At 69.8% G+C, this 13149-nt stretch carries 12 protein-coding genes; 5 read left to right on the top strand and 7 right to left on the bottom strand.

What is annotated here, in order from left to right; all coding sequences use genetic code 11:
- Window positions 1-151: 151 nt before the first annotated feature.
- Together ACSGC5_RS07745 and ahcY are read left to right on the top strand one after the other, a co-directional pair.
- Entirely contained in the window at window positions 152-358 is a 207-nt protein-coding gene (locus ACSGC5_RS07745; protein WP_434970061.1) for a DUF3499 family protein, read from the top strand.
- A 60-nt stretch (window positions 359-418) separates the two neighbouring features.
- The gene (gene ahcY / locus ACSGC5_RS07740) at window positions 419-1879 is read left to right on the top strand and encodes an adenosylhomocysteinase (protein WP_434970060.1); all 1461 of its coding nucleotides are present in this window, start codon (window positions 419-421) and stop codon (window positions 1877-1879) included.
- Here the strand turns inward: ahcY and ACSGC5_RS07735 are convergent.
- Complete coding sequence (locus ACSGC5_RS07735) at window positions 1873-2721, bottom strand: RDD family protein (protein WP_434970059.1); 849 nt, start codon at window positions 2719-2721, stop codon at window positions 1873-1875. The two genes, ahcY and ACSGC5_RS07735, sit on opposite strands and share 7 nt — an antisense overlap.
- Window positions 2722-2737: 16 nt before the next feature.
- On the opposite strand from ACSGC5_RS07735, the gene ACSGC5_RS07730 reads away from it, so the two are divergent.
- Genes ACSGC5_RS07730 through katG form a run of 3 tightly spaced genes read left to right on the top strand, consistent with a single transcriptional unit; the run spans window position 2738 to window position 6571 of the window.
- Complete coding sequence (locus ACSGC5_RS07730; RefSeq protein ID WP_434970058.1) at window positions 2738-3736, top strand: stage II sporulation protein M; 999 nt, start codon at window positions 2738-2740, stop codon at window positions 3734-3736.
- A gap of 46 nt (window positions 3737-3782) precedes the next feature.
- Complete coding sequence (locus ACSGC5_RS07725; RefSeq protein WP_434970099.1) at window positions 3783-4274, top strand: Fur family transcriptional regulator; 492 nt, start codon at window positions 3783-3785, stop codon at window positions 4272-4274.
- Complete coding sequence (gene katG, locus ACSGC5_RS07720; RefSeq protein ID WP_434970057.1) at window positions 4271-6571, top strand: catalase/peroxidase HPI; 2301 nt, start codon at window positions 4271-4273, stop codon at window positions 6569-6571. The genes ACSGC5_RS07725 and katG overlap by 4 nt, the downstream gene beginning before the upstream one ends.
- 108 nt (window positions 6572-6679) lie before the next feature.
- On the opposite strand, the gene aqpZ is transcribed toward katG, so the two are convergent.
- The 6 genes from aqpZ to ACSGC5_RS07690 all read right to left on the bottom strand — a co-directional run bounded on the left by aqpZ (window position 6680) and on the right by ACSGC5_RS07690 (window position 13059).
- Entirely contained in the window at window positions 6680-7465 is a 786-nt protein-coding gene (gene aqpZ / locus ACSGC5_RS07715; RefSeq protein WP_434970056.1) for an aquaporin Z, read from the bottom strand.
- A gap of 132 nt (window positions 7466-7597) precedes the next feature.
- A complete protein-coding gene (locus tag ACSGC5_RS07710; RefSeq protein WP_434970055.1) occupies window positions 7598-8887 on the bottom strand; it encodes a DUF58 domain-containing protein in 1290 nt (429 codons plus the stop codon).
- Window positions 8888-8928: 41 nt separating this feature from the next.
- A complete protein-coding gene (locus tag ACSGC5_RS07705) occupies window positions 8929-9930 on the bottom strand; it encodes an AAA family ATPase (protein WP_434970054.1) in 1002 nt (333 codons plus the stop codon).
- Complete coding sequence (locus tag ACSGC5_RS07700) at window positions 9927-11147, bottom strand: DUF4350 domain-containing protein (protein WP_434970053.1); 1221 nt, start codon at window positions 11145-11147, stop codon at window positions 9927-9929. The genes ACSGC5_RS07705 and ACSGC5_RS07700 overlap by 4 nt, the downstream gene beginning before the upstream one ends.
- Entirely contained in the window at window positions 11144-11815 is a 672-nt protein-coding gene (locus tag ACSGC5_RS07695; RefSeq protein ID WP_434970052.1) for a DUF4129 domain-containing protein, read from the bottom strand. The genes ACSGC5_RS07700 and ACSGC5_RS07695 overlap by 4 nt, the downstream gene beginning before the upstream one ends.
- Entirely contained in the window at window positions 11797-13059 is a 1263-nt protein-coding gene (locus tag ACSGC5_RS07690) for a glycerophosphoryl diester phosphodiesterase membrane domain-containing protein (protein WP_434970051.1), read from the bottom strand. Before ACSGC5_RS07690 ends, ACSGC5_RS07695 begins: the two co-directional genes overlap by 19 nt.
- Window positions 13060-13149: the final 90 nt, after the last annotated feature.

Raw genomic sequence — 13149 nt, 5'->3', positions numbered from 1 at the left:
GTGGTCCCTTCCAGGATCCGTGACAGCAGAGCGCGAGCGCGCCGGGGTGGGACCGGGGGCGAGACACGCGGGGAGGCGGAGGCGACGGCGGTGCGGCGATCGCCCGCGTGGCGGGACGGACGAGAGAAGCACTGCGGGTACCGTGGCGGTGATGCGTGAACGGTTGTGCTCCAAGATCGCGTGCGCGCGGGAGGCCGTCGCCACGCTCACCTACGATTACGGGGATCAGATGGCGGTTCTCGGGCCCCTCGGTCCCGAGGCGGCAGCCCACGCCCATGACCTCTGCAGTATCCACACCGAGCGTGTGGCGATGCCGCGCGGGTGGGTCATCGTGCGTCACGAGACGCTTCGGGCCTGACGGAGCGGTGAGCTGACGCGCGGCGGGCCCGGCCCGCCCCGGCGTGGGAGAATGGCGGTCATGTCGACCCCCACGATCGCCGCGCTCGAGTACGCCGTCGCCGACCTCTCCCTCGCCGAGGCCGGGCGCCACCAGATCCGGCTCGCCGAGAACGAGATGCCCGGACTCATGGCGCTTCGGGAGGAGTTCGCGGCACAGCAGCCGCTCCGTGGGGCGCGCATCGCCGGATCGCTGCACATGACGGTGCAGACCGCCGTGCTCATTGAGACGCTCGTGGCGCTGGGGGCGCAGGTGCGCTGGGCCAGCTGCAACATCTTCTCGACCCAGGACGAAGCTGCCGCCGCGGTCGTGGTGGGGCCGGGGGGAACGGTCGACCAGCCCCACGGCGTGCCCGTCTTCGCCTGGAAGGGTGAGACGCTCGCGGAGTACTGGGACTGCACAGACCGGATCTTCGACTGGTCCGCCGAGGGATTCGACGGTCCGAACCTCATCCTCGACGACGGTGGTGACGCCACCCTCCTGGTGCACAAGGGTGTCGCCTTCGAGAAGACCGGGGTAGTGCCGGATGCTGACCCCGGCGACTCAGCGGAGTACCGCGTCGTGCTCGACGTGCTCCGGCGATCCCTCGCTCGCGACCCCGAGCGCTTCACGCGAATGAGCCGCGGGCTTGTCGGGGTGACGGAGGAGACGACGACGGGGGTGCACCGACTCTACGAGCTCGCCCGCGACGGTGAGCTGCTGTTCCCGGCGATCAACGTGAACGACTCCGTCACGAAGTCCAAGTTCGACAACAAGTACGGCATCCGCCATTCCCTCCCGGATGGACTCGACCGCGCCACCGACGTTCTGATCGGCGGCAAGGTCGCGTTCGTCGCCGGATACGGGGATGTCGGCAAGGGTGCGGCCGAAGCACTGCGGGGCCAGGGCGCCCGCGTCATCGTCAGCGAGATCGACCCGATCTGCGCGCTGCAGGCAGCGATGGACGGCTACCAGGTCGCCCGGCTCGAGGACGTGATCGGCCAGGTCGACATCCTCATCACCGGGACCGGCAACCGCAATGTCGTGACCGTGGACCACCTGCTCGCGATGAAGCACCTCGCGATCGTCGCGAACGTCGGACACTTCGACAACGAGATCGACATGGCGGGGCTGGAGAGTCTCGCCGGCGCGGAACGGATCGAGATCAAGCCGCAGGTGCACGAATGGCGCCTTCCGACCGGCCGAAGCGTGCTGGTGCTCAGCGAAGGCCGGCTCATGAACCTCGGCAACGCGACAGGGCACCCGTCGTTCGTCATGAGTGCGTCGTTCACGAATCAGGTGCTCGCCCAGATCGAACTGTGGACGCGCGGCGAGAGCTATCCGCTCGGCGTCTCGACGCTCCCGAAGCTGCTCGACGAGAAGGTCGCCCGGCTGCATCTGGCCGCCCTCGGCGTGCAGCTCACCGAGCTCTCACCCGATCAAGCCGCCTACATCGGCGTCCCGGTCGAGGGCCCGTACAAGCTCGAGCACTATCGCTACTGACGCGCCGTCCGGATCGTTGCGGTATCGGCGTCGCCGGAGGTGAGCGCCGCGAGTCGCTCGTTCTGTAGCGCCAGGGCGCGACTCTCCCGCGCGCGCCGGAGCGCCATTACTGCGCGCAGCATCGTCTCGGGGTCCACGGCGGGAATGGGCGAGACGTGCGGGGTGACGTCCGCCGCGAGCGCGGCTGCGACGCGCGCGCGGGCGCCGGGGTCGAGGAAGGGCGCCTGGTGCACGAACTGGGTTACGCGGCGGGCAAGCCGGTCAGGCATCCGACCGACATCGGCGACCGTGGCCCAGCCGCTCAACGCGTCGGGCAGCTCGACCGGGCGCGGCTGCAATGTCGGTGCGCGGGAACGTTCGCAGTAGGTCCCCGCGACCAGATCGCCCAGGCGTTGCGTCCGCGGCGTGAACGCCCCCACGATCGCGGCGACGGCCCCGAAGGTCAGCCAGATCTCGAGCACTCCGATGAAGGCACGGATGAACGCGTGGCGAAAGCCCGCCGCACCGCCGTCGACCCGCACGATGCGTCCGCCCACCGCCCACCGGCCGAGGCTCGAACCGCCGGTGAGGGTCTCGACGAGCGCCGGGAGCAGGACCAACACGACCACCGCCGTGGTGATCCCGAGGATCGGTGCTGCCGCAGCATCCAGGAGTGCGCCGCCGAGCAGCCAGCTCGACACGACCACCAGGACGAGCAGCAGCACGACGGACGCGACCACATCGATCAGGCATCCGAGAGCTCGCTGGAAAAAGCTCAGCGGCTGGATGTCCAGCGCCACGGCCTCGCCGGTGAGCACTTCGTCCTGACGGATCTGCACCGTCATCGGGTGGTCGGCGGCCATGGGTACAGTAAAGCAAATGGACCTCGACGCCCTGGCAGATGCGCGGCGCGCGGAGTGGGCGCGGCTGGACGAACTCGGCCGTGCGCGCAGGCTCTCGGGCGCCGACATCGACGAGCTGGTCACCCGATACCGGGCGGCGTCGGCGGATCTTGCCGACATCAAGACGACCGCGGGACGTACGCGCGAGAGCGACTACGTCTCGATGCTGCTCGCCCGCGCGAGACGGCGCCTCACGGGCCGCGGCGAGAACCCGCTCCGGCAGATTCCGCGGTTTTTCCTCTGGCAGCTGCCGGCGGCGCTGTATCGGCTGCGGTGGACGACACTCGCGGTCGCGGTGTTCTTCATCACCGTTGCCGCGATCGTTGCTGCGTGGATCTCGAGGGATCCCGCGCTGGTCGCCTCGCTGGGTTCCCAGGCGCAGTTGGAGTACTACGCCGAGGTCGAGTTCGAGGGCTACTACAGCGAGAACCCGGCCGCGGTCTTCGCCGGGACGGTGTGGACCAACAACGCGTGGATTGCGGCGCAGAGCGTCCTGTTCGGGATCACCGGGATCTGGCCGGTCATGGTGCTCGTCCAGAACGCGGTAGCCGTGGGCACCGCCGCAGCCGTGCTCGCCGCGTTCGACCGCATCGACACCTTCGTCCTGTTCATCCTTCCCCACGGTCAACTCGAACTGACGTGCGTGTTCGTCGCTGTGGCCGCCGGGCTCCACCTGTTCTGGTCGTGGGTTGCCCCGGGATCGCGGACGCGGGGAGAGGCTCTCGCGTCGCAGGGACGCGCTCTGGCGACGGTCGCGATCGGACTCGTGTTCGCGCTCGCCGTCGCGGGGCTGATCGAGGGGTTCGTGACCGCGCAGGCATGGCCTTGGGTGATCAAGATCGGCATAGGAACCGCGGCCCTCGGCGCGTTCCTGGTCTACATGCTCGTTGTCGGACGCCGGGCGGCGCGAGCGGGAGAGACGGGGGACCTCACCGAGTTCCACGCCGGCACGGCGCGGCTATGGGCGGGGGGATGAACCGCTCCTTTTGAACAGATCAAAAGTGCGGTAACGTTGACGCGTGATGGATGCACGGCGGTTCGATGGGGGGGAATCCGCCGAATCCGCCATCCGTTCTGCCGGATTGCGTGTCACGAGCGCCCGTGTCGCCGTGCTCGATGCGCTCCGTGACCAGCCGCACGCCAGTGCTGACGCGATCTTCGCGGATGTCGACCGCCGCGCGCCGGGCACGGCTTTGCAGTCGGTCTACAACGCGTTGAACGACTTCGCGGCCGCGGGGCTGGTACGTCGCATCCAGCCCGCAGGGCAGCCGATGCGCTTCGAGGTCCGCATCGACGACAACCACCACCACCTCGTCTGCACGTCCTGCGGGCGAGTCGAGGACGTGGACTGCGTCGTCGGAGAGGCCCCGTGCCTGCATCCGTCGCAGGACCACGGCTTCGCGCTCACGCACGCCGAAGTCACTTTCTGGGGCCGGTGCCCCTCCTGCGCCGCCGCAGCGATCGACCCCCCATCACCCACCCAAAACCCGACCGTCACGGAAGGACGATCATGAGCCAGAACGACCCGGCTGTCACCCCTCTCGGGGAGCAGGCGAACGACATCGATCAGTCGGTCACCGTCACCGACACCGACGAAGCCCAGCTCGCGGAGGCGACCGGCGAAGGCGCCTGCCCCGTCATCCACGCCCAGCCCCACCCGACCAACGGGTCGGCCAACCAGGTGTGGTGGCCGAACAAGCTGAACCTCAAGATCCTCGCGAAGAATCCCGTCGAGGCGAACCCGTACGGCGCAGACTTCGACTACAAGGCCGCCTTCGAGGCGCTCGACCTTGCCCAGGTGAAGAAGGACATCGAGGAGACCATCACGGTCTCCCAGGAGTGGTGGCCGGCCGACTTCGGCAACTACGGTCCGCTCATGATCCGCATGGCCTGGCACAGCGCCGGCACGTACCGCGTGATGGACGGCCGAGGCGGTGGCGGAACCGGACAGCAGCGCTTCGCGCCGCTGAACAGCTGGCCCGACAACGTCGGTCTCGACAAGGCGCGCCGCATCCTCTGGCCCGTCAAGAAGAAGTACGGCCGCTCCCTCTCGTGGGGCGACCTGATGATCCTCGCCGGGAACGTCGCACTCGAGAACATGGGGTTCACGACCTTCGGCTTCGCAGGCGGACGCGTGGACGCCTGGGAACCCGACGATGACGTCTACTGGGGACCCGAGACCACCTGGCTCGGCGACGAGCGCTACACCGGTGAGCGCGACCTCGAACGTCCGCTCGCGGCGGTGCAGATGGGTCTCATCTACGTCAACCCCGAGGGCCCGAACGGCAATCCCGACCCGCTCGCGTCGGCGCGCGACATCCGTGAGACCTTCAAGCGCATGGCGATGAACGACGAGGAGACGGTCGCCCTCATCGCCGGTGGACACACCTTCGGCAAGACGCACGGCGCCGCTCCCGATTCCTACCTCGAGGAAAACCCCGAGGCGGCCGGTCCCGAGATGCAGGGACTGGGCTGGAAGAACAACTTCGGCTCGGGCAAGGGCGACGACCAGATCACGAGTGGCCTCGAGGTGACCTGGACCTACCACCCCACGCGCTGGGACAACGAGTTCTTCCACATCCTGTTCGGTTACGAGTGGGAACTGATGAAGAGCCCGGCCGGGGCGAACCAGTGGCGTCCGGTCAACGGCGGCGGCGCCGACATGGTGCCGCTGGCCCACGACCCCTCGAAGCGTCGTGAACCGCGGATGCTCACCAGCGACCTGGCACTGCGGTTCGACCCCGAGTACGAGAAGATCTCGCGCCGGTTCCTCGAGGACCCGGACGCCTTCGCCGACGCCTTCGCGCGTGCCTGGTTCAAGCTGACCCACCGCGACATGGGTCCGAAGTCCCGCTACCTCGGCCCCGAAGTACCGGCCGAGGATCTCGTCTGGCAGGACCCGGTGCCGCCGGTGGACCACCCGCTCATCGACGACGCCGACGCGGCAGCTCTCAAGCAGCGCATCCTGGACTCTGGCCTGACCGTTGCCGAGCTCGTCCAGACGACGTGGGCTGCGGCATCCACCTTCCGTGGCAGCGACAAGCGCGGTGGCGTCAACGGCGCCCGCCTGCGTCTGGCGCCGCAGAAGGACTTCGAGGTGAACAACCCCGCGCAGGTCGCGAAGGTGATCGCCATCCTCGAGGGCATCAAGGCCGAGTTCGACGCGACCGCGGAAGGCGGCAAGAAGGTGTCGCTGGCCGACCTCATCGTGCTGGCCGGCAACGCGGGCGTCGAGAAGGCGGCGAAGGATGCCGGTGTCGACGCTGTCGTCCCGTTCCACCCGGGGCGCACCGACGCGACGCAGGAGCAGACGGATGTCGAGTCCATGCAGTACCTGGAGCCGGCCGCCGACGGATTCCGCAACTACGTCGGGCCGGTCGCTGCGGCATCCGGGCTTCCCGAGGAGCACCTGCTCATCGACAAGGCAAACCTGCTGACCCTCACCGCCCCCGAGATGACAGTGCTCGTCGGCGGTCTGCGGGTCGTCGCAGGCAACTACGACGGATCCGCCTACGGCGTGTGGACTGACCGACCGGGAGTTCTCACGAACGACTTCTTCGTGAACCTGCTCGACCTCGGCACGACGTGGCGACCGCTGGACCCGGGCAAGCACGCCTTCGAGGGCACGAAGGACGGGTCGGGCGAGCTTGTCGGCCGCGGAACGCGCGTCGACCTGCTGTTCGGCTCGAACTCGGAGCTGCGCGCGATCGCCGAGGTGTACGCGAGCGATGACGCGAACGAGAAGTTCGTGCGCGACTTCGTTGCGGCCTGGGGCAAGGTGACCGAGCTCGACCGCTTCGATCTGGTCTGACGCGCATAGCTCTCGGCATCCGTGAACAAGCGGCCCGTCCCGAAGGGGACGGGCCGCTTGTGCGTCTGATCGCCGTCGCGCTCCGCGTTCGGCGGCGCGCGACGGATGTCAGTTGACGCGCGCTTCGGCCTGGACCGGGGGCAGCGGCTTCCGCTCGAACAGCGCGCGATGCGCGAAGCCGGCCAGGAGGCCGCCGATGAGCGGGAACACGATGAAGACCCAGAGCTGCGCGAGCGCTTCACCTCCGCCGTAGATCGCGGTGGCGATCGAACGGGCGGGGTTGACCGAGGTGTTGTCGATCGGGATCGATACGAGATGGATCATTGTGAGGGCGAACCCGATGACAAGGCCGGCGAACCGCTCGGCGTTTCGCTGCGGGTGGGTGACCCCGAGGATCACGAGAAGGAAGACTCCGGTCAGCAAGATCTCGGCGATGATCGCCGCGCCGATTCCGAACCCTCCGGGCGACGCCGTGCCATAGCCATTGCTCGCGAATCCGCCGTCCTGGGCGGCGCTGAGCCATCCGTCCGGGCCGAACAGGCCGATCAGGACGATCAGAGTCGTCCCGACGGCACCGCCGACGATCTGGGCGATGAGATAGCCGGGAACGTCCTTCCACGCGAACCTTCCGGCAGCGGCAAGCCCGAACGTCACGGCGGGGTTGAAGTGGCCCCCCGAGATGGGCCCCCACGTGTAGATGCCCGCCATGAGGGTCAGGCCGAACGCGAGCGACACGCCGAGAAACCCGACGCCGAGCGAGGTGCCGTTCTCGCTTGCGCCGAAGTTCGCGGCGAACAGGGCGGTGCCGATCGATCCGAATACGAGGAGGAATGTGCCGAGCGCCTCCGCGATCAGCTTCGTCGCTGTTGCGGGGGCAGATGTGGTGTCAGCCATCTCTGGCTCCTTTCCGTCGGCCGAAACCTAGCGCTCTCAGACGGCGCACGAGCAAACGACATGCGTCCGGCCCGGGAAATCACCCTGACTTTCACCTGTGCCAGCCGCGGGGCAGGGTCTGGCCGCTGCGCATCAGAGCCGACCGAGGGCCTTCAGCGCCAGGTAGCGATCCGCGACGCGCGGCGGCAGGTCCTCTGCGGATGCCGACAGGGCGTCGACCCCCGCGCGCGAGAGCGCCATGACCATCCGGTCGGCGTCCCACCGCGCGCGTTCACGTGCCGCTGCGCTGAACGCATCCTCCTTCGGTCCCGCGGTGTGCTCGGGCTGTGCTGCGGCGACGAGGACGTGCGAGTGCGCGGGAAGCAGCGGAAGGGCCCCGAGGAATCCGCGCGATGCCTCGGGATCGTCCTGCGCCGTGAGCACCACCACCAGCGATGGGCGCGTGGTCATCAGTCGCGCCTGGGCGAATGCCGCATCCCAGTCGGTGTCGATGAGGCTCGCATCCACCGCGACCATCGCGTCCACGAGCGCCGGGAGCAGTGCCGCGCCGTCCCGTCCCGTCACGCGCGCCCTGACGGCTCTGTCGAACATCAGCAGGTGGACGTGATCTCCCGCCTGCGCGGCGAGCGCCGACAGCAGAAGCGCCGCCTCCATGGCGGCGTCCAGCCGCACGCCGTCGCCCACGCGAGTCGCGGCGGTGCGGCCGGTGTCGATGATGATCACGACGTGCCGGTCTCGCTCCGGGCGCCACGTGCGCAGCATCGTGGCGCTCGCCCGCGCCGTCGCGCGCCAGTCGATCGAACGTACGTCGTCGCCTCGCACGTACTCGCGGAGGGAATCGAACTCGGTGCCCTGTCCACGCACCTGCACGCTCGTGTTCCCGTCGAGTTCGCGAAGCCGGGCAAGGCGAGACGGAAGGTGGCGCCGCGAGGTGAACGGAGGCAGGACACGGATGCTTCCCGCAGCCGGGACGAGCGCGCTGCGGCCCCCGATCCCCAGCGGCCCGGCGGAGCGCACCGCGAGCCCCAGACTGCGCAGTTCTCCGCGCCGCCGGGGAAGGAGCGAGGTCACGACACGACCGGAGCCCCCGGGGTCGATACGGATGACCGCGTTTCCGGTGGTCGCGCCTGCCGTCGGCTGCCAGGCGTCTCGCACACGGATGCGCAGGGTGCGGTGACCGGTGTTGCGCACGGCAGCCGTCACCTGCGTGGGCTGATCGCGCAAGACCTTTGCCGGGCCCGACCGGGTGACGCTCACCCGGCGCGGGTCGGGAGCGACCAGCACATCGATGGCGAGCAGCAGCAGACACAGTCCGAGCCATGCAGCGGCGCCGGCCCAAGCCGGGACTGCGCCGACGGAGGCGAGGACCACCGGCACCGCTCCGGCGCCGACCAGGAGCGGGTACCGTCCTGTCACGTACACGTCGTGCTCACAGCCATGTCGCGCTCACACCCATGTCGCGCTCACAGGGGAACGCGGGTCTGCTGCAGGATGCTCTGGAGCAGGGCCTCGACCGACACGCCCTCGAGTTCGGCATCCGGGCGAAGGCGCAGTCGGTGCCGCCACGTGGGCAGCAGCATCGTCTGAACGTGGTCCGGAGTGATGGCCGGCGACCCACCGAGCCACGCCCACGCTTTTGCGGTCGCCAGCAACGCCGTCGCGGCGCGCGGGCTCGCGCCGAGCTGCACGGATGGGCTCTGGCGGGTGGCCTGGGCGAGATCCACGATGTAGGCCAGGACGTCATCGGTGGCGGTGACGGCCTGTACCGCGGCTTGGGCAGCGTGGAGGTCGGCCGGTGTGACGACGGTGGCGACGCCGGCCTCATCGAGGTTCCGGGGTGAGAAGCCGTCGGCGTGTCGTCGGAGCACCGTCACTTCCGCGTCGCGTGCGGGCATGTCCACGATCAGTTTCAACAAGAACCGGTCCAGCTGCGCCTCGGGAAGCGTGTATGTGCCCTCGTGCTCGATCGGATTCTGGGTCGCGGCGACCAGGAACGGGTCGGGCAGGCGCCTGGTGACGCCGTCGGTGGAGACCTGGCGCTCCTCCATCGCTTCCAGGAGCGCAGCCTGCGTCTTCGGTGGCGTGCGGTTGATCTCGTCGGCGAGCAGGATGTGGGTGAAGACGGGGCCTTCCCGGAATTCGAACTCGCCAGAGCGTGCGTCGTAGATGAGCGATCCCGACACGTCGCCGGGCATGAGATCCGGGGTGAACTGCACGCGCTTGGTTTCGAGTCCGAGGGCGCGACTGAACGCCCGCACCAGCAGCGTCTTGGCCACGCCGGGGACGCCTTCGACCAGGACATGGCCGCGCGCGAGCAGGGCGATCAGCAGGCCCGTGACGGCAGCATCCTGACCGACCACCGCCTTGCCGATCTCGTCCCGGACGCGGCCGACGGCGGCTCGGGCGTCCCTCTCGCCCGGAACGGACTCCTCGGCGGGTGTCGACAAGGGATCGGGGGTCGTCATTGCTCGGTCCTTTCGGGGTGTAGCGAGGCGCGCGCGGCAGCCTCGAGCCGCCGCAGCCGGTCATGGAGGTCGTCGAGTTCGCGTCGCGCCGTCGGCGAGCCACCGGCGAGGTCCGCACGCGCCTGTTCCCGGGAGATGACGGATGCTGCGGCGAGAGCGTCCGCGACCTCCTCGGCCGAGGACGCGCCCGACAGTCCCAGCACCCGCGCGATCCGCACCCGCGCACCGTGGCGCAGCAGGGCTGCGGCATGAGCGAGATCGCCGGAGTGGGCGTAAAGGTGCGCGCGGCCACGCGTCGTCTCGTCCCCGCGCACCGTCACCGGAAGGCGCTCGCCCACGAGTGGCCCGAAACGGATGCCGCGCCACAGCGCCGCCGCGACCGCCGCGGCAAGGAGGATGACGATGACAGGGCTGACCCACGGCGGGGTGAGCTCGCCCAGGGACGGGCTGAGCGGCTCCAGATCGGTGTCGGCGATCGAGGGTACGTACCAGACGAGCGTCGCGTGTCTACCCATGAGCCCGAGCGCGAGGGAAGCGTTGCCCCCCTCCGCCAGGTGCTCGTTCGTGAACAGGGCCACGCCGTCGACCGCTGACACCCGCTGCGTCCCGGGCATCCCGCTGCGGACTGCCTCCCTCACCAGGAGCGCGTAGCCTCCCGCTGCGGGATAGCACTGGGCGGCCTCGCCGCCGGCGAACACCGTCCGGGGCCGGATCGCCCCGGCCCGCTGCGCGTCGGCGACCGAGCACTGCGGATCGACGAGCGCGTCGTCGGCAACACCGACCGCGTTCGCACCGTCGGCGACCAGACGCAGCGTCCGCGAGCGCGGATCGATCAGGACGACGTCGGCGGCGGCAGCGGTCAGTTCCGTGATCGCGTCGTCCGACAGGGCCGGCGCATCCGGGAGCACAAGGGTCGCATGCCCCTCGCGCAGTTCGGCGGCTGCGCGCTCGTGCGATCGGATGACGCGAACGTCCACACCCTGATCGGCCAGGATGCTCACGAGCGCCCGCGTGCCGTCGGGTGCGGCCGACTCCGGATCCAGCGCATCGCGCTGCGACCACTCGCTCCCGCCGACCAGCGTTGCGCCGATCGTTCCCACGGCGATCAGGCCGACGATGATGGCGATCCAGCCGAGCACCGGGGTGCGCCGCGGGGCGAGCGTGGTCCCCTCACCCGCGGCGGGGAGCGGCCGGGCCTGTCGCGTGTCGACGCTCATGTCATGCCCGCCGGGACCGTCGCCGGGGCGGGAGCGGGGTGCGAACGGGCCAGTGCCGTGTCAGCGGCAGCCACGAGATCGTAGCCAGCCGCTGTTCCCGGCCGCTGGAGGTAACGCACGTCCTCGAACACTCGGGCGGCCCCCCGGAGGTCGGCGCTACCGGGGGAGAGCAGCGCCTCGGCGCGGTGGGCGAACTGGCGCGCCGTCGTGCCCGGCGCAAGCTCCAGCATCCCCCGCTCGTCGAGGCCGCGTGCGGCGGCGCGGAACCGGAGGACGATCGCGGCGTCCCAGTCCGCGCGGCTCTGCGCGGCGGCGGCTGCCGCCCGCAGCCCGTCGGCGCTGCGGTAGTCGACGTCGCCGAAGAGTTCCCCGCTTCGGTGGGTGCGGGATGATGCTCGGCGGGGGATGCCCCACACCACGAGCGCGACGATGATGACCGCGATCACCAGAACCGCCGCAACGAGGGCGAGCACGGCCGCCCACTCCGGCGCGACGTCGGCGGAGAAGAGCGATGCCAGCAGATCCCGGCCGGCCTGCGCGGCGCGGTCGAACCAGGTCGGCTGGGCAGCCTGATACACCGGGTCCGCGAGCTCTTGCCTCGCCCACTCGCGAGCCTGCTCGCCATCCGGAACGAGGGGGATCTCGAAGATCACCGAGGTGTCGCCCATGTCGTGTGGTCGTCGTCCGGGCCGGAGTCCGGGTCTGGTGCTGGGTCGGAGCCGGCGGCGCGGTCAGGTGCCGGGTCGGCGGATGCTGCGGTCGGGGCCGCTGGCGCGGGCGGTGGGACCGTGTATCCCGGGGGCGGCACGGGATACCCGGGAGGCGGCGCAGGCGACGGCGGCGGGGCGGGGGCAGCGGGCCACCGCGGGGGGACTGCACGGCCGATGTGCACCACGTACGGATCGGGGAGGTCGGACGCGCCGGCGTCTCGTCGGTCGACATACTCCAGCAGGTCGAGGTCGAGGCCTTCGTGCCGCATCCGGCAGTCGATGTACACGAGTCCGGCCGCCGTGGACTGGACGATGACGGCGACGGACTGGATGAGCAGCGTCACGATCTGGGTGAGACCGAGTGTGGCGACGATGCCGATGATCGCAGTGGCATTCGGGTCGCCGGTGGGCGCGATGACAGCTGACAGCGCGGAGGCGAGGAACGAGAACGGGATACTCACGATCTGCGCGACGGCGCCGAAGACGAGCGACACCAGCACCAGAATTCCGAGGATCACCCAGAATCGTCCCCGCGTGAGCCGCCACGAGCGGGCCAGGGCGGTGCCCAGCGAGGTGTGCTCGACGATGAGGACGGCGGGGACCAGCAGCAGCTTGACCGCGAGCCACAGACTGATCGGAATCGCCGCGAGAACGACGAGAATACCCAGCACGACGGCGGCGGCGGGGACGGCGGCCGCCAGCACGACGATGAGCCCGCCGACGACGACCACGAGAACGCCGATCGCGAGCGACAGCAGGATGGTGTACCCGATCAGACGCCACGCCACGGGTCGCACGCGCTTCCAGAGCATGCGCAGCGTCATCTTCTCGGCCACTGCCGCGTGCAGCACGTCCGAGATGACCACCGCCTGCACGAGCACGCCGACAGCGCCGGCGAGCAAGCCGAGAACGAGTCCGGCCAGTGCTGTGAGCGTGATCGACCCGGTGAGCACGGCGTCCCACTCGTCCGTCCCGGTCGGCACGGTGTCCAATCGCGAGAAGCTCGCGAACGCGATGCCGGAGATGGCGACCGTGACCACGAGGTAGGCAATGGTCTGCACGACCATGGCGAACCCCAGGAGCACCTTCGGGTTGTGGCGGAGCGCCGAGAACGAGCGGCCCAGGATCGTGCCGAAGGTCAGGGGCTGCAGCGGGATGATCCCCGGCCGCGGCGCGGGCGTCCAAGACGGATACGCGGTCACGGAATCCTCCTCGTGGGGCTGGAATCGGCGCGACCTCCATCGTGTCATACGGGGTGGCGGAGCGCTCGTGCCTGCCCGCCACGGGAACGG

This window comes from Microbacterium sp. bgisy207, from assembly GCF_965345035.1.
Lineage (GTDB): Bacteria > Actinomycetota > Actinomycetes > Actinomycetales > Microbacteriaceae > Microbacterium.
This window is presented reverse-complemented; position numbering and strand designations above follow the sequence as displayed.

Coding starts and splice junctions, on each gene's coding strand:
- ACSGC5_RS07745 (WP_434970061.1), top strand. CDS start 152: ATGCGTGAACGGTTGTGCTCCAAGATCGCGTGCGCGCGGGAGGCCGTC.
- ahcY (WP_434970060.1), top strand. CDS start 419: ATGTCGACCCCCACGATCGCCGCGCTCGAGTACGCCGTCGCCGACCTC.
- ACSGC5_RS07735 (WP_434970059.1), bottom strand. CDS start 2,721: ATGGCCGCCGACCACCCGATGACGGTGCAGATCCGTCAGGACGAAGTG.
- ACSGC5_RS07730 (WP_434970058.1), top strand. CDS start 2,738: ATGGACCTCGACGCCCTGGCAGATGCGCGGCGCGCGGAGTGGGCGCGG.
- ACSGC5_RS07725 (WP_434970099.1), top strand. CDS start 3,783: ATGGATGCACGGCGGTTCGATGGGGGGGAATCCGCCGAATCCGCCATC.
- katG (WP_434970057.1), top strand. CDS start 4,271: ATGAGCCAGAACGACCCGGCTGTCACCCCTCTCGGGGAGCAGGCGAAC.
- aqpZ (WP_434970056.1), bottom strand. CDS start 7,465: ATGGCTGACACCACATCTGCCCCCGCAACAGCGACGAAGCTGATCGCG.
- ACSGC5_RS07705 (WP_434970054.1), bottom strand. CDS start 9,930: ATGACGACCCCCGATCCCTTGTCGACACCCGCCGAGGAGTCCGTTCCG.
- ACSGC5_RS07700 (WP_434970053.1), bottom strand. CDS start 11,147: ATGAGCGTCGACACGCGACAGGCCCGGCCGCTCCCCGCCGCGGGTGAG.
- ACSGC5_RS07695 (WP_434970052.1), bottom strand. CDS start 11,815: ATGGGCGACACCTCGGTGATCTTCGAGATCCCCCTCGTTCCGGATGGC.